Origin of the sequence: Halobacteriovorax sp. RT-2-6, from assembly GCF_047085025.1 — a bacterium.
In the GTDB taxonomy this organism is placed as follows: Bacteria; Bdellovibrionota; Bacteriovoracia; order Bacteriovoracales; family Bacteriovoracaceae; genus Halobacteriovorax_A.
This window is the reverse complement of the sequence record NZ_JBKIYH010000002.1, coordinates 572,732-595,328: the sequence shown is the minus strand read 5'-3', so window position 1 is coordinate 595,328 and position 22,597 is coordinate 572,732. Positions and strand designations below refer to the sequence as shown.

At 33.8% G+C, this 22,597-nt stretch carries 23 protein-coding genes; 20 read left to right on the top strand and 3 right to left on the bottom strand.

The genetic code is table 11. The features are described from left to right. Window positions 1–21: 21 nt before the first annotated feature. From ACMAYS_RS11325 to ACMAYS_RS11280, 10 genes are all read left to right on the top strand, one after another. Window positions 22–984: a phospholipase D-like domain-containing protein gene (locus tag ACMAYS_RS11325; RefSeq protein ID WP_412463330.1), complete on the top strand. Its 963-nt coding sequence runs from the start codon at window positions 22–24 to the stop codon at window positions 982–984. Next, window positions 977–1,765, top strand: coding sequence for a hypothetical protein (locus ACMAYS_RS11320; protein ID WP_412463329.1), 789 nt, complete (start codon window positions 977–979; stop codon window positions 1,763–1,765). Before ACMAYS_RS11325 ends, ACMAYS_RS11320 begins: the two co-directional genes overlap by 8 nt. After that, the gene (locus ACMAYS_RS11315; protein ID WP_412463328.1) at window positions 1,749–3,461 is read left to right on the top strand and encodes a DEAD/DEAH box helicase; all 1,713 of its coding nucleotides are present in this window, start codon (window positions 1,749–1,751) and stop codon (window positions 3,459–3,461) included. Before ACMAYS_RS11320 ends, ACMAYS_RS11315 begins: the two co-directional genes overlap by 17 nt. Window positions 3,462–3,473: 12 nt before the next feature. Next, window positions 3,474–5,210, top strand: coding sequence for an ATP-binding protein (locus ACMAYS_RS11310; protein ID WP_412463327.1), 1,737 nt, complete (start codon window positions 3,474–3,476; stop codon window positions 5,208–5,210). Between the two features lie 125 nt (window positions 5,211–5,335). Next, entirely contained in the window at window positions 5,336–5,572 is a 237-nt protein-coding gene (locus tag ACMAYS_RS11305; RefSeq protein WP_412463326.1) for a LexA family protein, read from the top strand. Next, window positions 5,569–6,447, top strand: coding sequence for a DUF4007 family protein (locus tag ACMAYS_RS11300; protein ID WP_412463325.1), 879 nt, complete (start codon window positions 5,569–5,571; stop codon window positions 6,445–6,447). The genes ACMAYS_RS11305 and ACMAYS_RS11300 overlap by 4 nt, the downstream gene beginning before the upstream one ends. A 1-nt stretch (window position 6,448) precedes the next feature. Continuing rightward, the gene (locus tag ACMAYS_RS11295) at window positions 6,449–10,156 is read left to right on the top strand and encodes a hypothetical protein (RefSeq protein WP_412463324.1); all 3,708 of its coding nucleotides are present in this window, start codon (window positions 6,449–6,451) and stop codon (window positions 10,154–10,156) included. After that, the gene (locus ACMAYS_RS11290) at window positions 10,149–10,988 is read left to right on the top strand and encodes a phosphoadenosine phosphosulfate reductase family protein (protein ID WP_412463323.1); all 840 of its coding nucleotides are present in this window, start codon (window positions 10,149–10,151) and stop codon (window positions 10,986–10,988) included. Before ACMAYS_RS11295 ends, ACMAYS_RS11290 begins: the two co-directional genes overlap by 8 nt. Window positions 10,989–10,997: 9 nt before the next feature. Then, on the top strand, window positions 10,998–11,303 hold the full coding sequence (locus tag ACMAYS_RS11285; protein ID WP_412463322.1) for a GIY-YIG nuclease family protein: 306 nt from the start codon (window positions 10,998–11,000) through the stop codon (window positions 11,301–11,303). Window positions 11,304–11,392: 89 nt separating this feature from the next. After that, window positions 11,393–12,499, top strand: coding sequence for a cysteine desulfurase family protein (locus ACMAYS_RS11280; RefSeq protein ID WP_412463321.1), 1,107 nt, complete (start codon window positions 11,393–11,395; stop codon window positions 12,497–12,499). Window positions 12,500–12,650: 151 nt separating this feature from the next. Here the strand turns inward: ACMAYS_RS11280 and ACMAYS_RS11275 are convergent, their stop codons facing one another. Further along, window positions 12,651–14,201: a DUF726 domain-containing protein gene (locus tag ACMAYS_RS11275; protein WP_412463320.1), complete on the bottom strand. Its 1,551-nt coding sequence runs from the start codon at window positions 14,199–14,201 to the stop codon at window positions 12,651–12,653. Window positions 14,202–14,745: 544 nt separating this feature from the next. Here ACMAYS_RS11275 and ACMAYS_RS11270 point away from each other — a divergent pair. The 9 genes from ACMAYS_RS11270 (at window position 14,746) to ACMAYS_RS11230 (ending at window position 20,996) form a co-directional block, all read left to right on the top strand. Then, window positions 14,746–15,258 carry a hypothetical protein gene (locus ACMAYS_RS11270; protein WP_412463319.1) on the top strand — a complete coding sequence of 171 codons (513 nt, stop codon included), beginning with the start codon at window positions 14,746–14,748 and terminating at the stop codon, window positions 15,256–15,258. A 234-nt stretch (window positions 15,259–15,492) separates the two neighbouring features. After that, window positions 15,493–16,659 (top strand): hypothetical protein, encoded by a 1,167-nt coding sequence (locus tag ACMAYS_RS11265; RefSeq protein WP_412463318.1) that lies wholly within the window; start codon window positions 15,493–15,495, stop codon window positions 16,657–16,659. 196 nt (window positions 16,660–16,855) lie between these two features. After that, on the top strand, window positions 16,856–17,455 hold the full coding sequence (locus ACMAYS_RS11260) for a hypothetical protein (protein ID WP_412463317.1): 600 nt from the start codon (window positions 16,856–16,858) through the stop codon (window positions 17,453–17,455). Between the two features lie 328 nt (window positions 17,456–17,783). Next, complete coding sequence (locus ACMAYS_RS11255) at window positions 17,784–19,208, top strand: hypothetical protein (RefSeq protein WP_412463316.1); 1,425 nt, start codon at window positions 17,784–17,786, stop codon at window positions 19,206–19,208. Further along, window positions 19,208–19,504: a hypothetical protein gene (locus tag ACMAYS_RS11250; RefSeq protein ID WP_412463315.1), complete on the top strand. Its 297-nt coding sequence runs from the start codon at window positions 19,208–19,210 to the stop codon at window positions 19,502–19,504. Before ACMAYS_RS11255 ends, ACMAYS_RS11250 begins: the two co-directional genes overlap by 1 nt. A 6-nt stretch (window positions 19,505–19,510) precedes the next feature. Then, window positions 19,511–19,750 carry a nuclease-related domain-containing protein gene (locus tag ACMAYS_RS11245; RefSeq protein WP_412463314.1) on the top strand — a complete coding sequence of 80 codons (240 nt, stop codon included), beginning with the start codon at window positions 19,511–19,513 and terminating at the stop codon, window positions 19,748–19,750. A gap of 260 nt (window positions 19,751–20,010) precedes the next feature. Further along, entirely contained in the window at window positions 20,011–20,232 is a 222-nt protein-coding gene (locus ACMAYS_RS11240) for a topoisomerase DNA-binding C4 zinc finger domain-containing protein (RefSeq protein ID WP_412463313.1), read from the top strand. Window positions 20,233–20,289: 57 nt separating this feature from the next. Then, window positions 20,290–20,490 carry a hypothetical protein gene (locus ACMAYS_RS11235; RefSeq protein WP_412463312.1) on the top strand — a complete coding sequence of 67 codons (201 nt, stop codon included), beginning with the start codon at window positions 20,290–20,292 and terminating at the stop codon, window positions 20,488–20,490. A 182-nt stretch (window positions 20,491–20,672) separates the two neighbouring features. Beyond that, complete coding sequence (locus ACMAYS_RS11230) at window positions 20,673–20,996, top strand: thermonuclease family protein (RefSeq protein ID WP_412463311.1); 324 nt, start codon at window positions 20,673–20,675, stop codon at window positions 20,994–20,996. Between the two features lie 61 nt (window positions 20,997–21,057). On the opposite strand, the gene ACMAYS_RS11225 is transcribed toward ACMAYS_RS11230, so the two are convergent. Beyond that, window positions 21,058–21,435, bottom strand: coding sequence for a hypothetical protein (locus ACMAYS_RS11225; RefSeq protein WP_392992983.1), 378 nt, complete (start codon window positions 21,433–21,435; stop codon window positions 21,058–21,060). 212 nt (window positions 21,436–21,647) lie between these two features. On the opposite strand from ACMAYS_RS11225, the gene ACMAYS_RS11220 reads away from it, so the two are divergent. Beyond that, the gene (locus ACMAYS_RS11220; RefSeq protein ID WP_392992980.1) at window positions 21,648–21,839 is read left to right on the top strand and encodes a YwbE family protein; all 192 of its coding nucleotides are present in this window, start codon (window positions 21,648–21,650) and stop codon (window positions 21,837–21,839) included. Window positions 21,840–21,848: 9 nt separating this feature from the next. On the opposite strand, the gene ACMAYS_RS11215 is transcribed toward ACMAYS_RS11220, so the two are convergent. After that, window positions 21,849–22,481: a metallophosphoesterase family protein gene (locus ACMAYS_RS11215; protein ID WP_412463310.1), complete on the bottom strand. Its 633-nt coding sequence runs from the start codon at window positions 22,479–22,481 to the stop codon at window positions 21,849–21,851. Between the last annotated feature and the right edge of the window lie 116 nt (window positions 22,482–22,597).

Sequence of the window (22,597 nt, the reverse complement as noted above, 5' to 3'; positions counted from 1 at the left end):
CCAATAAAAAAGAAAACTGAAATGATCCATTATTGCGATTTGAATATTCAAGTTAGGGAAGAGCTCTCTAAGGCTAAAGAATCTATATGTATCTTTAGTCCTTATATGAAGATAAGTGCTCTAAGAGATATAACAGCTAATTTAGGTGATAATGTTAAGAAAACATTCATCGTAAGCTTTGATGTAGGCTCATTCTGTAGAAATGCTATTGATCTTGAAGTTCTCGAGCAATTTAAAGAAAAGAATACATATGTATACATAAATAATCGTTTACATATGAAGGCGTATTTAAAAGACTTTGAGTCCGGATTGATTGGGTCTGCAAACTGTACAAAACGTGGACTTGGTTTGTGTTCTAATGCAAATTATGAAGTACTTTCACACCTGAACGAGATGAGTGAATCATTTAAATGCTACTGTGACTTTATAATAAGTCGGTCTGTTTTAGTCGATAAGAGTCTTTTTGATAGGATAAGTGAAAAAGTAAAAGAATTAGATATTGAAAAAATCTCAAATCAAGAGATAGATATTATTCAATGTTTGATTCAAGATGAATTTGACAGTTCTGAAGGAGTTTTTGCATCACAACTCCCTCGCTCGAATAGCTTTTCTGAAGTTGTAGAATGCATTTTAAATAATAATGAAAAGTCTTTTAATATTGAATCTGATGCATTGGCTTTTTCTATCTTAGAAAATAGAGATCTAACATATGAGCAAGTAAAGAAGCATGCTGCAGAGGTTTTCTTTAGTCTACCCTTTAGTCGGTATTTACTAAACTCTTTTAATGAGAGTGTGAATTTCGGTAAAATTAGAAAAGAATTAGAGAGGCTATGTTTAGATAACCCTAGGCCAAATCGTGATGAAATAAATGTATTAATTAATAATTACTTGAACTGGCTTGAAGAGCTTGCTGATGAAAAATTATATATTAAGCAATTTAGACATACTAAAGCAATTTTTAAGAATGGAGTAGCAGATGAATAAGGTAGATCCATATGTAGCGATTTGGTCAATCTTAAATTACTTTTATGTGAGTGATACTAGATCTCCTAATATTAAAGACTCTTCTTATGTCCACACTCTTGAAAAATGGAGCTTAGGTGATGGAGAGTACAGGCTTAGGTTTTTTGAAGCTAGTGAGAAGAATAATTTAACAGAGCAAGAGGCTATAAATAATTGTATCGATATATCTGAAAATATTGATGCACTTTTACTTGGGATTTTATATGAAGACTTAAATGAGATACTGTCTAAAGTTCCTGTGTTTGGACAGAGTTTTATGAAAATTTTAAAGATTCATTGGGAACATAAAATTGAAGATCCTGATAATTTTCTTGAATATAATTATGATAGTCGTTCATTCGTACCTAAAAATAGTCTTGCTGCTTTAGGGGTTTTGTTCCTAATTACAATGAAGTCTGATGGACATATAGATAAATCTGAAATTGATAAATTAAAGTCTAATCTCTCTCTTTGGAATAACTCAAATGCAAGAAAGATCTTACTCGCGGTTAATCAGTCAGAGAAAGCTATAGAGTCAAAGAATATTTTAGATATGTTTGATAATAACGATTATTTTACAGACGAAGTAAAATCAACAGTTTTAAGTTGTATAGAATTTTTAAAAGACTCTGAGTACAAAGGCTTAAGGCAAATAATGTATCAGCAAATAATGGGACTCATTAAGGCTGATGGTCAAATTCATGAAAATGAACGTTGGATTAGAGAGAGAATGAGGGAGATTTGGAATGATGCAGAAATCTGATTCCGATATACTTAGTAATTTACTAAAAAAATGTAACTTTGATGAATTAAGAACAGCGCTTGGAGAAGAGATTGTAAATCTCACAGAGTACTTAACAGATGATGTAACGATATCTGATATTGTTAAAGTTGGTATATCTGCATATGGTACTAACTTACTTTTTGACCCAAAAGTACGCTTTATAATTATTTTAAATAATTTGGAACAATCTGAAATTGAGGATCTTTGTAGATGTTTTAAGGTTCCTATATCAAAAAATATACCTGTGATGATTTACGAAGTAGCTCATAAGCCCTTTAAAGATAATAAAGGGACCATAGAGCTTTTAAAGTTGCTTGGATTTAGTCAAGATGTGCTTAATACTCCAATTGAGGCTGTCGATGAGCTGTCTTTTACATTAGAAAAAGATAAGTCTAATGTGTTTTACGAAACTCTTGACTATCAATATGATATTAGACGCAAGGTTATTAAGCTCTTTTTAGAGCAAGAGGCTGCAAGATGTCTTGTTCATATGCCTACAGGAGCGGGAAAAACAAAAACCTCAATGCATATTTTACAGGAACTGTGGAGCTTTAATTATGCTAAAAGAGGAGATATTCTTTGGATTGCGCACTCTGAAGAACTGTTAAACCAAGCTCTAGCCACATTTGTAAATACTTGGGATGTCCTAGGGGCATTCTCCGTTGATGTTGAAAAGCTATGGGGAGCAGCGACTATTCCTGAAAAAAAAGAAAACCCTAGAATAATTTTTGCAAGTATTCAAAAACTGCAAGCCATATTAAAAAAAAGTGAGAGTGATTTTTTAAAACTCACTAAAGATGTAAATTTACTTTTAGTTGATGAGTGTCATAAGGCTCCTGCTAGTAAGACTCATGAAGTTATCTTAAAAGTTCTTAATACTACAAATACCTATGGTCGGCATCCTAATCTGATTGGTTTAACAGCTACTCCTGGGCGAACAAATAGTTATGATATTGAGGATAGAAAATTAAAAATGCTTTTTGATAATGTGAAGTTTGGAATCAGTATGGATATTATTGAACGTTATAGCCCTGTAAATTTTGAAGCAGAAAATGAAATTGATCTTCTTCAGAAAAGAGAAATTTTATCAACGTTTGTAAGAGAGCCAATAAAGCTGTCGGCGACTGATTTAAAACTTTCACCAGCAGAGATTAATAGTATGAAGAGGTCATTAGAGAAAGAAAAAGAATTTTCCTCTGAAATCTTACATAAGTTATCAATAAATAAAGAAAGAAATAGAAGGATTATAAACAAATTAATTGAAGTTGATTCAAAAGGACTTAAAACGATATTTTTTGCCTGTAATATAGCTCATGCAAAGCTAATAAATGCTGCTTTGAAATTGTCTGGAATTAAGTCGGGACTTGTTCTTGGAGAGACTCCTCCTATTGAGAGAAATCGTGTCATTAAGAAGTTTCAAGAGAATAATGACGAATTAAGTATTTTAATTAATGTGGGTGTTTTAACGACGGGATTTGATAGCCCTAATATTGATTGCGTTTTTGTCGGCCGCCCTATCTCTTCTATTATCTTGTATAGCCAGATAATAGGTCGAGGCATCAGAGGGAGGCTAATGGGCGGAAAACAAGAGTGTTTGCTAATCGATGTAATCGACAATGAAAATTTTGGCGATGAAAAGTGGGCTTTTAATTATTTTGATAAATATTGGAGTTAGAAGGGGAGAGATATGTCAGATATTATTAATATAAAGAATTATACAGATGCTTTAAGAAATACTGGATATAGGAATGCGGAAAGTGCAATTGCTGAAATTGTCGATAATAGCCTGGAGGCTGAGGCAAATGACATCCTAATTATATGTACCCAAGACAGTTCTTCAGGTAAACGAAGAAGTATTAATGAAATTGCTATTTTAGATAATGGTATAGGTATGGATATCGAAACATTAAGTAGTTCACTAGTGATTGGAGAGAGTTCTCGAAGAGCGAGAAAAGGCATGGGGAGATTTGGTGTAGGTTTGCCTCAAGCCTCGTTGCATGTATGCCCTCGTGTAGAAGTATATTCTTGGCAAAAAGATGGCGAGATAAATATGGTCTATCTTGATATATCAGAAATAAAAGCAGGAGATCAATCATCTGTCATTTTGAAGAAAAGCGTTAAAGTACCTACTATTTATAAAAGATTTTTTAAAAAGTATGTCCAAAATGATATAGAAATGGATTTCTCAAAATCAGGTACGCTTGTTGTATGGAAGAATTGCGATCGCTTGAAGCCTAAAACAGTAGCTCCATTATTTGAAAGATTTAAAAGATTGTTAGGACGAAAATTTAGATATTTTGTTAATAATGAAAAACATAATATTGGCTTAACTGTAGCAAACTCTAATGCATATGATGAAATTTTAAAACCTAATGATCCACTGTGCTTAATGAAGGATAATTTAGTTCTAGGTGATGTGAAGAATCCAGATAAGATATTATCAAATGGAGAACCTATATTTGAGTTATGGGACAATGGAGATGTATGTGGCGTAGTGGAAAAAGATGTACCATATTACAATTCTAAGGATGAACTTAAAAAATCTAAAATTCAAATCAAGTTCAGTATAGCTAAAGAAGAATATCAGAAAGCTGGAGGGAGCTCTGAAATAGGTAAGTTTTTAAAGGATAATGTAGGAGTATCTATAATAAGAGCAAATCGAGAAATTGACTTTGGAAAATTTGACTTTTTTTCTGAGGTTAATAAGCCAACACATCGATGGTGGGGGTGCGAAGTAATATTTGGGCCCGAACTTGATGAAGTCTTTGGAGTTGCAAATAACAAACAGCAGGTCGAATTGTATGAGTTAAATAAAGATGAATATTCTGAAGAGGAAGTTCAACCTGTCTGGTTCATGCTAAATGATCTTATCTCAAAAGAAATTAATAATATGATTAATTTTCTAGCCGCTAGAGCTAAAGGATCAAGGACAAAGAAAAAAGAACTGGTGACAGAAGAGCAAATTGTTAAGCAGGTAGAAGAAGGAAATACAAAAGAGTCAGCCTCTCAACACTATAAAAATATTACTGAAAAAGAAGAGTTGTTAAAACTTGGGAAAGAGAAGTTAATTGATGGTGGAATTCCTGATCCATCTGAAGATGACATTGAGAATGCTTTAAGTGTTCCTGTTAAGCTTGCGTACAAAGACCTAGGGGATAACTCTACATTTATCGATATTGATGGAAAGATGGGGAATACTTGGCTAACAATTAATACTGGATCAGTGTTTTATAGAGAACTGTATTCAAAAATTGAAGACGAAGATCACTCAGTAAAAAAAGCATTTAACTTAATTCTAATGGCATTTGCAAAAGCTGAGGATGAGTCTTTTAATGATAAGAACTTATACGAATCCTTTAAAGATGTGCGTGAGCAGTGGGGAATAAAGTTACGAAAATATTTACGCACTGACTATAAAGCCTAATCTTTTGTCATTAAATAAAAACTAGATTTAATTTCTTTATTTAAAAGATTCAGTGTTTACTTTCCCCGAAATTTACCCCAAAATTACCTTAGGACAACACACAACCCCTAAGGTAATTTTGCAACATGTTACTTCCACTTTCTGAAAGACAAGAGGAGACCTTGCAGGTCATTCGCACTTTTATTCGCGAAAAAAACTATCCTCCAACAATCCCAGAAGTTCAGGAATGCTTATCTATAAGTAATCCCGGAGCTGTCCATAAGTGCTTTCAAGCGCTTGAAAAAAAAGGTTACATTTTAAGAACTAAAGGAATGCATAGAGGCCTTGATTTGACTCAAGAGGCCAAGGAGTATCTTCAATGAGATTTGGCGCACACCAGACTTTTCACCTTCGTGACACGTGGCTTCTTAAAGGCTATGACGCACTTGAAGTTGATAATAAGTTGTTTAAGAGTACAAAAGCTATTGAGACACTGGGTGTCGGAAAGAATATGGTTGAATCGATTGAGTACTGGATGACTGCTTTAAGTCTTCTTGTAAAAGGTTCTGAAGGCCATGAGTTAACTGAAATTGCAGCCTCTATTTTTACAAATGACCAATTCCTTGAATTAGATGGATCATTAATCTTGCTTCATTACTTATTAGTGACGAATAAAGAGCAAGCGACAAGCTTTTATTGGTTCTTTAATAATTTTGCAGCGACTGAGTTTGATTCAGATTCTCTTCAAGTTTATCTAGAAGCATTTGTTCAATCACAAGATAAAAAAATTAATCCAAATACTCTTAAGAAAGATATTAATTGTTTACTACGTACTTATCGTGAACCAATTTATAAAGATAAAGTTACTCCAGAGTCAGAGAATCCATCACCATTTTCAAGATTTAATTTAATAACTGCTGATAATAAGAAATTTACTAAGAATAAACTTAGACTTTCAGATATTCATCCTCTTGTGTTTATTTATTTAGCTTATTTGTTTTGGAACGATGTTCTTATGGGAGCTGAGTCTTTTAATTTAGATGAGCTACTTAAGAAAGAGATGAGCCCAGGTTTAGTTCTTGGTCTTAATGAAGACGATATTGTTCAAATGATTGAAGAAATAGAAAGAGAATACGGGGATAAGTACTTAACTTACTCTCGTACAGGTGGTTATTTCATCTTAAATTTAAAGTATAAGAATGCCCAAAAAGCTCTAGAAGACTACTATAATGAAACACTCTCAAGGTTAGGAAATTAATATGTCACAATCTCAACTATTTAATAATGATATTGTAAAATTAGCTTCAAGCTTTAATAGATCAACTAATCTAGAGTTAGATTATAAGAGTGGAAATAAACTTAGCGATATTTTTATTACACCTAAATTCTCATCTGCTATTCAGGAAGTTTTGGGTTCGATTACTGAATCAAACTCAAATCAAAGAGTTCGTGTATTATCAGGGTCTCCTGGATTAGGAAAATCAACATTTGCTCTACTTATGTCGACAATTGTTGCAAAGAATAACCCTAAGTCCATTAAGAAACAATTACTTTCAGGTGAAGGGGATAAGATTGAGAGTCTAGTCTCATCATATGAAAAGTTTCAAAAGAGTAAGACGACAAAACTTCTTCCCGTTTTTCTAAATGGGTATATAGGAAATATTGAAGATGCTTTCCTTGAAAAGTTACATGATGCTTTCTCATTAATTGGACTAGAAAAAGACTTAGAGAAAATTATGAAGTCTTCTTCTAAGAAATATTATTCTATAGTGTCTAAGTGGGAAAAAAACTACCCAGAGATATATACAAAATACTTAAGTGAGCTTGAAATTGAAACAGATTCAATTGATGAATTTCATAAATCTTTAAAGAAGGGAAGAGTTTCTGCAAAAGAAGTATTTGAAAGAGTCTATGTTAATGTAACAGGAGGATCATCTCTTGAGACAAAAGCAAATAATGACGTTGTTTCAATTTATAAAAAGGCTATATCTTTATTAAAGGAAAATGGATATCACGGTCTATTTGTTGTTTATGATGAGTTTGGTAAGTATTTAGAGAAGGGGATTCATAACCCTTCTGCACTTAATATTCAGTTCTTACAAGACTTTGCAGAGTTTTGTGATCGCTCAGGGGAGTCTCAGTGTCACTTAACTTTAATTACGCACTTATCAGTTTCTCAATACGCAACTCAATTACCTATTAATATACAAAAAGAGTGGGCCAAGATTGAAGGACGTTTTCATGAAACATCTTTTTATGACCGAGGTACCACTGGCTATGACATGATATCACATGTTTTTGAGCAAAATGTATATGTAGGTGCACCAAAGCTCGCTAATAAAGTAGAGAAGTTCTCAACTAACTTTGTGAAGAAAATGTCTAAGGTTGGATTAGAAGGAGTTGTCGATGGTAAAGGTGCAACTAAACTTTTAACTTCATGTTTCCCTCTACACCCTGTAACTCTAGCTTTCCTTCCATCTCTTTCTCAAAGAGTTGCTCAAAATGAAAGAACGCTTTATACATTTCTTACTCGAGATGAAGAATTTGGGTTAAAGAGATTTCTTGACAAAGGTATTATCGAAGATGAATTAGATTTCATTATGCCTCTTGATTTATATCAATACTTCTCTCCTCTTATCGCAAAAGATGTAGGAGTGGGGGGGTCGTATAAAATTAATCTTATTGTTGAAGAGTCATTTGGAAAAATTAAAAAGGAAGATGAACTATCTAGGCAGATAGTTTCACTTGTCGCTCTTTCTACAATTATTAAAAACTACAACTTTGCTCCTTTAACAAAAGAATTTATTACAGCAACTTTTGAAGGAATTTATTCTGAAAAAGAAGTCGATAAAACACTAAAGTCATTATTGAAGATGAAGATTTTCTTCTTTAATAAGATTCTAAAACAATACGAACTTCAACAAGGTTCTAGTATTGATATTGATGAAGAAATCAACAAGTTTAGAGAAATTAAACTAACAGGAAAAGACCTCGTTAATAAAGTGAAAGCTCATTATAAAAGAGATTTCATCATTCCTAAGCGTTATAATTATAAGAATTCAATTACACGCTTCTGTCGAACGGAACTGATTTCAGTAGAGGAGCTACAAGCTAAGAAGTATATCTCAACTCCAGATTATTATAGAGAAGACGCTTTGCTTTTCTATGTAATTCCATTTGATCAAGATGAATTAGAATTAGCGAGAAAGCTTGTACTTGAGAATAAGGATGAGATGAATGTTTTTGTTCTTCCTAAAACATTCGTTGAGTGTAAAAGAGATATTGAAGAGCTAAATGCAATTAATTCTCTATTCGGAAACAAAGACTTATTAAACTCTGGCCCTCTTGTTAAGAAGGAACTTGAAAGACATAAAGTTATAACTCTTCAGGCGATTAAATCAGTTCTAAATCCATTAATTGGAAAATTTAATTTAGATGCAGAGTTTTTCTACTCTAAAGTAAATATTAGAAAATCTTTATCTAGTTATGCTGATTTAAATATTGAAGTAGGTAGAGTATTTGAAGCTGAATACTCTAAGTTTACACCATTTAATAATGAAATGATTAATAAACATAAAGTTTCTGGGAATATCTCACTTGCTAGAAAACAGATTATTGATCGATTAATTCATAACAAAGATGAGAAAAATCTTGGAATGGAAGGTAATGGACCTGAAGTTTCAATCTATAAATGCTTAAAGCTAGTAAGTGGACTTAAGTACGATAAAGAATCAGATCGATACCAGATTAAAAAGAATTCAGAATACGGTACTCTTTTAAGTGAATACGCAAATATTCTTAAGGACTATCCAAAAGGACTAGTTGTTAAGAAGCTATATGATATATTTGTAGCTCCTCCATATGGTCTTAGAAAGTCAATGATTCCGTTACTTGTGGCAATGTTTGATCAATGCTTGGAACATCCTGTAAATCATTATTTTGATCAAGAGTATATTCCTGTACCAGACGGTGATCATTACGATTTAATGCTGAAGCATCCAAAGAATTGTTTTGTAAAATATGCTGTTATTTCTAAAGAAAAAGTAATGCTACTACAAAGTATTGGACATATTTTTGGTGATAGTAGTGATAAGCCAAATGTTAGCTCAGTTGTAGAAGCTATCTTTAAGTGGAAGAGATCTGTACCAGACTACACTAAGAATAGTGGAAAGCTAACTGTTGAAGAAAAGAAAGTACTAATTTACCTCGAATCAGCTAAAGAGCCTGATACTCTAGTTTTTGAGCTTATACCAGAAGCATTAGGCTATGAACGAATTACTTCAAAAACGACAAAGTCTGATATTGAAGGAATTACAAAAAAATTAAAAGACGCTAAAGACAAAATCTTTGCAGTTTACCCTGCCTTAGTAAAAGAACTTAATGCTTCACTTGTTTCATTTTTACAAAATGTTCAAACTGCGTGTTTAGGTGAGAATGCATTTGAGTATAAGAAAGGATTTAATTTAGCTGCTGAGTTTCAAGCAACATTCTCAAGGCTACCAGAAGAGGTGAGAACTTATTCTTTTAATAGACTTACTGCAAAGTTCTTCGGACGCTTAAAATCTTTCAATTCTGAAAAACATGCTCAGTACTTTATTGAGACTTGTGGTGATGCTCTAACTGAGTCAAATCCTCGAAATTGGTCAGAGAAAGGTAAGTCGCTTTTTGAAATTAACCTAACAAAATGTCTAAATGAGTTAGAGATGGTTACAGAGCTTCTTGATGAAAGCTTTGCTGGCCAGTCAGTCATTGCATTCTTAAGTAAGAATGATGGTGAAAAAGAGTACTTAAGACTTGGTGTTTATACTGAGTCTAAAGAAAATGATGTGAAATCAAAAATGGAGGATCTGCTAAAAGATCTAGACTCAAAAACGAGAAATAATCTACTTTTATCTCTTTTAAAACCTGTTGCTGAAAATAATGAGTCAGTTGAGATCCAAAATATAAAGGGAAAATACATTGAGTAATATATTCGATTTAAAAGATTTCAAATATGATCCAACTCGTCGACAGATTTGTCCTTTATCGGGGGGGAAAGATTCGACAGCTCTAGCAATTCTTCTAAAAGGGAAAATTCCTAACTTAGAATATGTCTTCACAGACACAGGAGCTGAGCTACCAGAAGCTTATGAATACCTTGATAAGCTTGAGGCTTTTCTAGGTCAGCCAATTATTAGACTTAACTCAGAAAAGACTTTTGATTACTTATTACAAAAAAATGGTAATTATTTGCCTTCAGCACGTGCAAGATGGTGTACAGCTGAGATGAAAATTAAGTCTTACGAAAAATTTGTAGGGGACGACTTAATCGAATCTTATGTCGGTATTAGAGCAGATGAGAATAGAGAAGGTTATATTTCTGATAAGGATAATATTAAGCCAAGATATCCATTTAAAGAGTATGGTATTGACTTAGATGGTGTTAACCAATTACTTGAAGAATCAGGTATTGGGATGCCAAAGTATTACGAATGGAGATCTCGCTCTGGTTGTTACTTTTGCTTTTTTCAACGTCAAATTGAATGGGTTGGACTTAAAGAACGTCATCCTGACTTATTTGAAAAAGCTAAAGAATATGAAAAACGTGGATACGTCGGAGAAGGTAGAAACTTTACCTGGGTAAATGGCACATCTCTTGAGGAGATGGAAGCTCGTGCTGATGAAATCAAACAAAAGCATGAAGATAAGATGGCCAAAGCTAAAGCGAAAGCCTGCTCTAAAAAAGATCTTTCAGACATTTTCAAAGATGTCGTTAATGATGACGATGGTGAAGACTCTTGTCTCATTTGTGACTTATAAAGGCATCAAGTGACACTAAGTGAGTTTAGAAAGCTTAAGATCAGTAAACCAATTGTTTACCTCGTTGCAAACTATAACTCGGAATACTTAAAAATTGGTAGGGCCATGCACCCATGCGATAGAATTCGTCAGATCCAAACGGGTAACCCGGGGCCAATTGATATCATTGACTTTATTGAGTCTGATAGCTTCATAGATATCGAAAAAGAGCTTCATGAAAAGCTATCCATGTATAACGTATTCGGAGAATGGTTTGAAAACCGTGATGAAGTTAGAGAAGCATTCCATAAGTGTAAATCGAATGCAATTAACTAGTTGAATTGCCCATCTCAATTATTGCTTTGTGTTGATCAATTTTCTTACATTCGCATTACAATATAGAGCTAAAATGCTATGCTTAAACGATGATATACTTAGACTATAATGCAACTGCACCATATTCTGACTCTGTTAAAGACTACATCTCTAATACAATGATAAACGACTGGGCCAATCCATCATCTGAACATGATGCTGGTTATGCACTGACAATTAAAATTAAAGAGGCCAGATCAAATATTGCAGAATACTTAGATATTAGTACTAAAAACCTATTTTTTACAAGTGGTGCAACAGAGAGTATTAATAATGTTCTCTCATCACAAAACCTTATTTCAAATAATATAAAACGCATTATAACTTCAAAGATGGAGCATCATGCAACACTTGATACTGTAAAGAAGCGTGAGGAAGAAGGTTTTGAAGTTCATTATATCAATAATGATAAACATGGAGCTTTAGATCTATTGGAGTTAGAGGAATTTCTTCAAGATGGAAAACCAACTCTAGTTTCATTACTCTACGTAAATAATGAAACAGGTGTCATTAATGATATTTCAGAAGTATCAAAGCTTTGTAGAACAAATAATGCCTTACTCCATGTCGATGCAGTTCAGGCTCTTGGAAAGATAAAGTTTAGTCTTGATGATCTCGATGTAGATTTTGCTAGTTTCGCAGGACATAAAATAGGTGCAATGAAGGGAGTCGGTTTACTCTATATTGCAAATTTAAAAAAGTTTTCTCCTAATCAAACTGGAGGTGGGCAAGAGAAACGAATTCGTCCTGGTACGTATAATTTACCTGCAATTGAAAGCTTTGCCTTAGCACTAAAGGATATTAAAACTGAATCATATGATAAACTTATTTCACTAAGTTCTCAAACAACTGAATATATAAAAAATAATACAAGTATAGTGATCAATTGTGAGCAATCTATACGATCTCCAAATACATTTAATCTATATCTTAGAGGTACTGATTCACGAACTGTAATGCTTAATTTGAGTCGTTCTGACATTATGTTAAGTACTGGAAGCGCATGCTCATCTGGTAGCTATGAACCTAGTCATGTAATAAAGGCACTTGGCTATGATCGAGAATATGCTTCATCATGCTTAAGGCTTTCTTTTGGTACGAACTCTAGGATTGAAGATATTAAGTTAGCACTAGATAGAATTAATTCATTTTTATGAACACTAATACTTTTTAATGTTATTGAAAAGTATTAGTGTGCATGCTTTAGACTATATTCAGGAATCTTACCAGAAAGTGGCTCCAGGTGATTTTTCTTGAAGCTCATTAGAATATATTTTTTTATTACTAACATTTATATACTTTGTCATTTTAGGCAGTATTTTTCAAACTATGAGTGTATAATCCATCTTTGTAAAAAATATTTTCACAATGTGGACATATATAGTCATCATTTTCATTTACATAAACTTGTTTGCTACAATCAGGACAGTTAAATGTATAGTTATCAGATGTATATTGATTTAGATTATTTTTCTTTATTGATCTTTTTCTACATTTGAATGAACTAGAACTTGATACCTCTAGATATTCATCTGCATAGTATATATACTCTTGATGACCTGGAACCCAGTTAGTAACATCATGGTTGATTAAGTTCTTGATTCCTTTAATTTTATTTCTACCTATTGGTTTACTTGTTAATCCTGTTACACCTTGATAGAGATTCTTAAGAACAAGATCATTCATTGAATAATAGTTGTGTATTTTATAGATGTTTAACTTTTTTATTTCTTTTAGCTCTTTCTCATTGGCACCAACAGCTCCTCCAAAAAAATGAACTTCATGAATTTTGTTAAAAGCGTTCTTATTATTTTCTGATTTTGATAAAGATAGTAGTGTGAAATAAGCAGTTCTAGCACCCAAGCTATGACCCATAAGTGTAAATTTTTGATCAGTTGGCGTCCTAGCAATTAATTCAGCTAGAACTTGACCTGTCGCTTGAGCTTTGTACATTGCTTGATAAAATGGACTGTCTGCAATATCTGCTCCGGCATTAAGAATTGCAAGAATTGTTTTCTTGAAACCTCTTTTTCCTATGAACCTGAGAAGTGCAGATGGACTTTTTACCATATTTGACCAATCTTTTAATTTTTTGGACTCCCACTCAACTTCGTAAGCAATTCTATCTGGATACTTTTCTTTTATAAGCATTAACCATTCTTTTCGATTCATTTCTAAATTAGACATAAAGCCATTTATAAAAATCAGGGCCGGTTTGCTTTTATCACCATTTTTTACTTTTCTTATTTTAAACGGATTAATATCTCCGAAATAACCTTGGGCAATAGCTCCACCTTTCCAAGCACCAAAGGCTGCTCCTGTAGCAGTAAAAATTGCAATACCGCCCGCAACAGAGCCTCCTATAGCTGCTAGTGAGGCACTTGCTAGTGCTGCCCCACTAAGAGAGGCAATTGCCGTACCTGTACCTGCTGCACCTAACACTCCCATGCTACCAGCTTTAGCAGCTACAACAGGAGCAGCCGCTCCTGCTGTGAAAAATGTAACAGCTGCAACAGCGACAGCACTACCAGCTCCAATTGTAATAGTTCTCCAGTTCCATGATCGTCTTTTCATAAAGCTCTCATATTTATCTAAAGAGCTTATTTGCTTGTTTACTGTTTTAAAGTTTCTGATTCCACCTTTATGTTCGGCACAAAAGTAATCAGCAATTTTCATTTTTTCCTGCTTTCCATTTTTATCAAGTTTTGTCGTTAAGGCCATTGCATCGCAACTGGTAATTGAGCAAGTTACTTGTTCAGTTGCACAATTATTACATGTATATGTATCATTACTAAATTTCTTTTTTTCTTTCATTTTGAAATGTGACTTTTGAAAGCAATTAGAACAATATTTATGCATAGCTATTCCTCATATAAGATTATGGTTTTGTATGTTCTTATCGGAAAAATAACATCATTATTAAGTTAATCTATAGGTATTGGTATAAAAATATTGATGAGTTAAACCATTTAAAAGGATTTTTTTATTGTTGAAAGTAGAAATGAAAATGCTTAAATTTATTTCAAACTCATAAAATGAAGGTTTTAGGTGACCTTTTCATTTTGCTAGCGTTTCTTGATTTTTGTAATCTATTTATAATTTTTTAAAAAAAATTAAAAGCTTTTCAAACATATCGAGTTCTTTCGTTTACTTTATTGATAACTCTCTTTGCATATTACTTGTATTTGAGGAGGCGAAATGGGACGAAGAAAAATACTAAGATCTAATAAGTATCCGTATCATGTTGTAGCTAGGTCACATAACAAAACTTGGTTTCCTTTGCCAATAAAAGAGATGTGGATAATCTATTTAAATGCTCTAGAGAAAGTAGTAAAGGATTATAAAGTTAAAATATATGCCTTTACTCTCATGAAAAAACATTTTCACTTAACTTTAAACGTCAATGGCAAATATTGATGAAGTTATGTATTGGATTATGAAAATCTCTACTCTTGAAGTCCAGAAAAACGCCGGTGTTTTAAATTCAATTTATGGTGGTCGTTATAAATCTTCTCTTTTAATTAATGCAAGCTATAGGGCGAATACTTTCAAGTATATTTTAAGAAATCCTGTAAAGGCTAATTTTGTGTCTGAAGTTCAAGAGTCCCCTTATTCAGTTTGCACGCAATTCGGTTGTGAAGTATCTTTTGCTCTCTACGAAGTTGTTAATCTATTTGAGTTTGATCTATTTAAGACTAATGAAAATCTTGAGTGGTTAAATAATAGCTTTAATGTCGATGAAGATAAAAGTATCTCTCAAGGACTTCTTCGTCCAGGTTTTCGTTATTGCAAGGACTTTCAAAATAGAATAGTTGAGCCAGATGTTATTCATCCAAGATACGTTAAATACGATAGCCTTTGGGAAAAGATTATTTCTGTCGATAAATCGAATTCAAATCAAATTTCACTTTTTTAGTTATAGTAAACTATCTCAGTAAAAACTAATACTTAGTCCCTGAAGCTTATGTCTATCTCAAGTTGATGATTTTGTTCAACTTTCTTCTTTAAATTGTCGAATAATAACTAAGAAAAATTACAATAGGTCTACGCGGTGTCAACGAAAAAGCACGTGGAACGAGATCTTTCATTTAACTTAAACTTTAAACAGTCGATAGATAGATATTATTGATTTTTGAATTGAGATAATTGTATGTCTAAAAAAACTACTAAGAAGGTAGCGAAAAAAACCACTAAAAAAGTGGGGAAGAAGGCAGCATCAAAAAAACAATCAGATGAAGCTAAAAAAATTAGTAGAAGAAAAAGAGCAAAGTTTCGGCCAGAATTTAAAGAAAGATCCATGAGATCTTTTGCAATGAGTGTGTTTTACTTAGAGGATATTTCGGATATCTTAAAAGGTGGAGATGAAGATATAGATGGCTTTAACTTAGTATCATCTTGTACTTCGCTTGCTCACGCTTTTGAGATGCTTTCTAAAGCAATCTTAAAACGAGTTAGTCCATATCTATTACTAACGAAGTTAGACTTGTTTGATAACCAGGCATATCAAGTTACAGCTTCATATAAATTTTTGGCAGATAGTTCTGAAGATAAAGCTTCTTATTGCGTTGGGCGTGTGGCATTTGCAAGAGCTCTTAAGTTACTAAAGAACCCTCTTGATGAAAGAGAAACAAGTCTAATCCTTTCTATAATAAATAAAAGAAACCTATTTGAGCATCGTGATAATGCACACATTGTAAACTACGATAATTTCCTAGAAGAACTTGTAGAAGCGATGAGGGTATATAAGAAAGTTTATACACGAGAATTTAGAAGTGCTAATTTATTCAAGGATCTGAAAACTGTCACCTCATTTGGTAACCTAAATTCAATATATGATATTTTAGATAAGCACTTTTCTAATAGGATGAAAGAAGTAACTGCGTTAAAAAAGAAAAAAACTAAAACTGGGAAAAATTTTTATCGTTGTCCTCACTGCTATTATGATTTCTCTGAATCCATCTCTTCGTCTAAACGTAAATGCCTATGGTGTGATACTGTTGTTTTGCTCAAGAAATGCACTGTCGAAGGTTGTGAATATAAGGTTTGGACAACTGATGATAAGGATGTTTTTTGCCAAGATCATCGAATAGAGTATCTTCGACTTCAGAGCGAAAGGTCATTAGCTGCAATTCGTAATTTAAGTGTGGTTTTAAGTTCGTCATTACCCGAACTTAAAATGCCTGAAATGCACGAGATCAAGATGCCGGTGATGCCCAAGATTAAAATGCCTGAAATGCCAGAGATTAAGATACCTGAAATCAAGATGCCGGATCTAAGTATTAAAGTGCCTAAAAGTGACGATGACGAAGAAGATTAAAGCAAGTCGAGATGTTTAAAGTTGTAATTTAAAGTAGGTTACCCTGAAATGAGTTTAGAAGTATCTGGTCCAGTTGTGCATATTATTTCCCTTGCTATATTTAGTTGAAAGGTTTTATTGACTTAGATGTAAGTATGAAGAAGTACCAGATATATAAGTTACTAAGTTGTTTTGGGGCATAGAAAAGGAGGGAGTGATGATTGTTGAAATTGAAGAACATCCAAATTGGTATCATCATGTTGAAGGAATGAGATGCTTAATATTAGGGACTTATCCCCCAAGTGTAAAGCGAAGGAATTATTCTTTCTATTATCCAAATAAGAGTAATAGATTTTGGGAGACATTAGCAGCTGTAGCTGGTCACGAACTAAAGTTCTTTGATGAAGAAAGTGCAGTTGCTGAAAGAATAGGACTTATGGAAGAACTCAAGGTTGGTGTTGAAAATCTGGGGCAAGTGATTGAGCGTATTGATGGAAGTGCAGAAGATAAGAAGATTAAAATAAAAGAGTATAGAGATATACTCGGGATTATAAAGAGAAGTTCAAATCTTAAGAATATTCTACTTACAGGCTTCTCTTCTAGTACAAATACATATGACGATTTTTTAAGGTATCTCTCTCAGAATGAAATTCATATTGAAAGATTCAAGAACCCAAAAGCGAAAGATAGTTTTAAGATCACAGTAGAAGCTAGAGAGATTAAAGTAATTATTGGGAATTCAACATCAAGGGCTGCCCGGCGTGTGAAGGATGAGTCTCTGGTCGAGCAGTTTAAGTTAGCAATATTTAATAATTAGCTTTGAATGGATTCACATATAGTACTTTTTTTATGCTCGTTGACGCTGAAGACTTGTTAAGAATTTCTATATTAATGAGCTGTATCTTCACGTTTTTATTGTATGTAATTTTCTTCTATTCCTATGTTCATTTTTGTCGATAAGAATTACTATGAGAAGTGAACAAGTTTATGATTTTTTAGAAAATAACACTATATATACAATTGCACTGTCCGCCTTGGCCTTGATTTCCGGAATAGAGAGTGTTTTTGAATTTTCATTAGGAAAGACCTTTGTGCCTCATTGGGTTGATTCTGCTGTATTCTCACTTTTTTGCTTTGATCTATTTATGAAAATTGTAGTGTATGTTGGAGAAAAGTTAAAGAACTCGAAAGTTAAGTTCTCTGGACTTTTCAGTCTCTCCTTTACACTTGTTGATTTGGTCGCTCTAGTTCCTGATATTGTTAGTCATATATTTGGAAGTCATTTGATTGATCTAAAAGCACTTAGAGCATTACGTGCGTTGAAGCTTTTACGTTTATCCCGTGTTTTCTCAAAGAATAAGTTACTTTTTGATTATATTCTTAATTTTTTTAGATATCGCCTTTATGGCCAAGGTCTCGTCCTAGGTATTAACCTTTCTGTCCTCGTTGTTTTTGGTGCAGTTTTTTCTTTTGTTCATTACGAATATTTAGTCTACCTAGGTAAATCGAATATCGCTTTAAGTAATTCAATAAACTGGGGACTGAATATTTTTATTAGTCCTTATGGTGAATCCTACACAAATGCTCCAAGTAATAGTTTAAAGGTTATTGCATTTATTGGATCAAGTTTTGGCCTTTTTGTTTACGCCTCTATTATTGGGGTCTTTTCAAATATGTATGACGGAATTTTTGATATTATGGATAAGGGAGTCGGAATGACGACAATTAAGAAAGATGATTTTGTTATTGTTGGATGGAATAATCTTATTCCTAGCCTCTGCGAACATGTTGTTAAAACTTTAGGACGAAGGGTTGTGGTTGTTGCAGGAATGGACAAGTTAAAGGTGAGAGATGCCTTTGAAAACTCATCATGTGGAGAAGTGGTTTTTAACCACTCCCTATTTGAATATGTAAAAACTGATTACTCCTGTAAAGATGAACTAGAAAAAATCAATATCTGGCATGCTTCAAAAATAGTGATAGTCTATGATGAAGAAGTTAAAGAAGGAAATGAAAGCTCTTTTTACTCTGGGAATATAAAAGATGCTAAAATCCTTTTTACAATGAAAACAATCCTTCATATGTTAAAAAAACATGGAGCCGATACGAGAATTGTTTGTGAGATTTTTAGTAAATCAAATACAGGTTTATTTGAAGATTATCCAGAGGTTGAGATTGTAAGTAAGGAATCACTTTTCTCGAATGTGTTTAGTCAGGTTGTATTACAAGATGATATTTTGAATGTATATAAACGTCTTCTAAAAACAGAAGATAAGGAGTTATATGTAGTACCTTTTCAGGATGGGAATTATCAAATTGCAGATTGTCCTTCGAATTACTACTCATATCAGGAGAACTTCTCTAAACAGGGAGTAGGTGTAATTGGTCTCTACTTTGCTAGTTTTATGGGGGAAAGGTCTGGTGTAATTCTTTCCCCATCTGAGACGGAGTTAAAGAATGCGATAGACAACTATCCTAAAAATAGGTTTAAACCAAACTTTATTCTTTTAGCCGAAAGTCCACAGGTTCTTGATGAATTTAAGCTAACAAATAAACTAAGGTGTGCGTAATGAGAAAGTTAAAGTTTGATGGAGTGAAACTGAAGAATGGAAGTCGTACGATTGCTAATGTGAGCGGCGATAAAATTCGTGTGGGGACAGGTTCGCGTACTGTCTTAATTATCAGTGGCGATAAGGTTAGAGAAGGAACCGGCTCAAGAACCCTATTCAATGTAAAGACGATAACCTACGAGAAGGGACGGGGTCAAGGCGCATTGCTGATATGGATGATGTCGATAAAGCTATTGATGGACCAGGTAAGATCGTTAAAGCGGCACTTTGGTTTTACTTTTTGCGATAGACATTAATCTGTTTTGATTTATATTTTAATTCTAACTTTTATATTCATCCTCTATTTAATTGCCTTTTCTCGTATTAATTTGAAGGGAGAGAGGAAAACCGCACTTATTCTAAAAGTCGAGTTAGAAAAAGAAGTATGTAGTTATTACCATGATTTAATTATACCTGCATCAAATGGCACGGCCCAACTGGATCATGTTATCGTTTCAAAGTACGGTTTATTCATTATTGAAACGAAAAGCCTTAAAGGGTGAATATTTGGCGATGAAAGTCAGAGTAAATGGACTCAGGTTCTTTACGGCTAAAAATATTCGTTTCAGAATCCTCTAAGACAAGTCTTCCGACAAAAGTTGGTACTATCTGAGTTTCTGGGTTAAAATGATGAACAAATTTTTCAATCATTTATTTTAATGGCAATTTTAAATTTAAAACAGTTCTACCTGAGAATGTTATCGATACCGGGCTTGGTTATTATATAAAGCGAATTGAGCGTGAAATTTTTAATGATGAAGAGGTGAGCGCTCTTAATGAGAATATCGTCTATCTTATGAATACATCAAAATTAAAATTAGCTGATCACCTCGAATCATTAGATCAACGACATAATTCATTGATTGCTTGTCCGCGTTGTGGTGGAAAACTTTTAAAAAAAGTAGCTCGTAAGGGGAGGCATGCGGGGAAAGGATTTTTGGGTTGTCATAACTATCCAAAATGTAAGTTCACTAGAGATTTATAAATACACGATGTAACCTATTAAGATTATTGATATTTGAACTTGTGTTAAAATATTTGAATGAGTTTAAAGAATATATCTAAATTCAAAAGTTGTGAAAAACGCTCAAAGAAAGAATGGCTTTTTGTTATAGCCGTTGTAGTTTTTGCAATTTATGTCAAAGTAACCTCTACAGAACAAACAAAACGTTATCCTGCAGGCTATCCAAGCCAGATCATTCTACAAAAAGATACTGACGGGAACTCTTATATTGTAAATTAATCTATTAGTTGAAATAAACCGATACGCTATGTATGAAATACATAACCCTCACACTCCTAATCACACTTTTCCAACTAACAACATACGCAACATCAGACTGCACCCACGACGCTAAGAATTTTCGCTGCGTAAAGTATGTGAAGAACTACGACGCGGACACGGTGACATTTGATATTCCAAATGTGCATCCGCTAATTGGAAGTCGAATCAATGTACGAGTGAGTGGGGTGGATACGCCGGAGATTCGAACGAAGAATGCGTGCGAGAAGAGTAAGGGGCGAGATGCGAAGAAGATTGTGACGAATCTTTTAAAGCACGCCAAGCGCATTGATCTAGAGAATGTGCAAAGAGGTAAGTACTTTCGCGTGGTAGCCGATGTGAAAATCGATGGCCAGTCCCTGTCATACTATCTTCTTAAAAATGGCCTTGCCTATGCGTATGACGGCGGCACTAAGAAGAAGGTGGATTGGTGTAAGTCGAATCGCGAGATTGCGTCGGAGAACTAGGATGCTGGGACGCATCCCGAAAAGGTTCCAGGAACCTTTTACATTTTAGAAACCTTCAAGCTTACAGGTTTATATATTTACTTTCTTTTAAGCATTTTAAGGCACTACCTGCTCTAGATGACCAGCTGACCTTCTTGTAACAAGATTCAAGCTGTCTTGAATTTTCAAATTCTTTATTTTTTATAAATGAAAGGCAATCATTAGCTTCGCCAATTTGAGAGCTCCAACTTTCAGAAATGGCATAACATACTGCCACAGCATTTCGATCAAAGAATCCAACATCTACGATCTCCATGCACTTTTCATAACCGTCACTAGATTGACTAGTCCAAGAGCTATCTTGAGAGTCACATACGTCATACGTAGACATTGGAGTAAACTCACCAGCAAAGCTTAAAAAGTTTCCAAGGACAAGAAGTGTAACTAATAACATTCTCATTATATTCTCCTATCATCTATGTAATGTTTAATGAAAAATATTTGTATTGATTATCCCTACTTTTATGATTAGTTTCATTCATTTTGAAGAATTTTTATAGGCCGTTAGAAAGCTAACACTTAATAACTTTTCCAATAAATTAAGGTTTTTATGTGTACAACCTGTTAAAATCACTTTTAAGGAAGCTAAGGTAAGACTATAAAAGGAATAAAGTGGAAGGCAACGTAAGAGACCATATTGAAATCGGAGAGAAAGTACGCATCGTACTTAAAAAAGATCAACGAACAGGAAACCTTACTGAAGGTATCGTAAAAGATATTCTAACGAAGTCAGATTATCATCCGCATGGAATAAAGGTTCGTCTTGAAAGCGGAGAGGTTGGACGCGTAAAAGAAATTCTTTAGCATCTCTTGTTAGCTTAACTCCAACGTAATCGGTGCATTCTTATACTTGTAATTCTCATCCAAGCTACAAGAGTTAACGAATATGATTCCACCAAAAATATCAGTGCCGTAGCCTTCGTGGATATGGCCAAAGGCATGCACGCGAGGCTGTACTCGTTGAATAGTTTTTAGCAGGTCGGTGCATCCGACACGTTCGCCATTTGCACATAAGTCCATCACGGCGCGAGGTGGCCTGTGGGTGAGGAGGATGTCAGTATCATTTGGGATTAAGTCCCAATGTTTTTGAATCTCAGGGCCTCGGTGTCTGTTAAATGCCCAGTCATGAAACCACGGTTGAATCGGTGAGCCCCAGATTTTAAACCCTTCAATTTCAATTCCTGAATCATTTAAGTAGATGATACCGTTGTCTTTTAAGATTGCTTCGGCCTCTTCCTTTCTTTCATCATCAAAGCAGAAGTCGTGGTTGCCAGCGATGACGATCTTGTGTTTGAAATCAAGGCCAGCTACAAATTCTGCAAATGCTCTCGTATCTTCCAACGAGCCACGGCGTGTGAAGTCTCCTGTGTGAAAGAGGATATCCCCTGATTCGAAGGGAACTTCGCCGTGGCGATTATGAGTGTCTGAGAAGAAAGTTAGTTTCATTTAGGTATAATAGCATATGTTTTAATATACTGGTTTTAAATCTAATTTGATAAATGTCAAAATAAATATTGACCTTTCTGTTTCTTGAGTCTATTTTGACAAGTATCAAAACAGAT

Bases quoted from the DNA above. Each gene is read 5' to 3' on its own strand.
- ACMAYS_RS11320 (WP_412463329.1), top strand. From the start codon at position 977: ATGAATAAGGTAGATCCATATGTAGCGATTTGGTCAATCTTAAATTAC.
- ACMAYS_RS11280 (WP_412463321.1), top strand. From the start codon at position 11,393: ATGATATACTTAGACTATAATGCAACTGCACCATATTCTGACTCTGTT.
- ACMAYS_RS11305 (WP_412463326.1), top strand. From the start codon at position 5,336: ATGTTACTTCCACTTTCTGAAAGACAAGAGGAGACCTTGCAGGTCATT.
- ACMAYS_RS11275 (WP_412463320.1), bottom strand. From the start codon at position 14,201: ATGCATAAATATTGTTCTAATTGCTTTCAAAAGTCACATTTCAAAATG.
- ACMAYS_RS11255 (WP_412463316.1), top strand. From the start codon at position 17,784: ATGAAAATTGTAGTGTATGTTGGAGAAAAGTTAAAGAACTCGAAAGTT.
- ACMAYS_RS11260 (WP_412463317.1), top strand. From the start codon at position 16,856: ATGATTGTTGAAATTGAAGAACATCCAAATTGGTATCATCATGTTGAA.
- ACMAYS_RS11215 (WP_412463310.1), bottom strand. From the start codon at position 22,481: ATGAAACTAACTTTCTTCTCAGACACTCATAATCGCCACGGCGAAGTT.
- ACMAYS_RS11315 (WP_412463328.1), top strand. From the start codon at position 1,749: ATGATGCAGAAATCTGATTCCGATATACTTAGTAATTTACTAAAAAAA.
- ACMAYS_RS11295 (WP_412463324.1), top strand. From the start codon at position 6,449: ATGTCACAATCTCAACTATTTAATAATGATATTGTAAAATTAGCTTCA.
- ACMAYS_RS11325 (WP_412463330.1), top strand. From the start codon at position 22: ATGATCCATTATTGCGATTTGAATATTCAAGTTAGGGAAGAGCTCTCT.
- ACMAYS_RS11270 (WP_412463319.1), top strand. From the start codon at position 14,746: ATGGCAAATATTGATGAAGTTATGTATTGGATTATGAAAATCTCTACT.
- ACMAYS_RS11265 (WP_412463318.1), top strand. From the start codon at position 15,493: ATGTCTAAAAAAACTACTAAGAAGGTAGCGAAAAAAACCACTAAAAAA.
- ACMAYS_RS11250 (WP_412463315.1), top strand. From the start codon at position 19,208: ATGAGAAAGTTAAAGTTTGATGGAGTGAAACTGAAGAATGGAAGTCGT.
- ACMAYS_RS11235 (WP_412463312.1), top strand. From the start codon at position 20,290: ATGAGTTTAAAGAATATATCTAAATTCAAAAGTTGTGAAAAACGCTCA.
- ACMAYS_RS11300 (WP_412463325.1), top strand. From the start codon at position 5,569: ATGAGATTTGGCGCACACCAGACTTTTCACCTTCGTGACACGTGGCTT.
- ACMAYS_RS11310 (WP_412463327.1), top strand. From the start codon at position 3,474: ATGTCAGATATTATTAATATAAAGAATTATACAGATGCTTTAAGAAAT.
- ACMAYS_RS11225 (WP_392992983.1), bottom strand. From the start codon at position 21,435: ATGAGAATGTTATTAGTTACACTTCTTGTCCTTGGAAACTTTTTAAGC.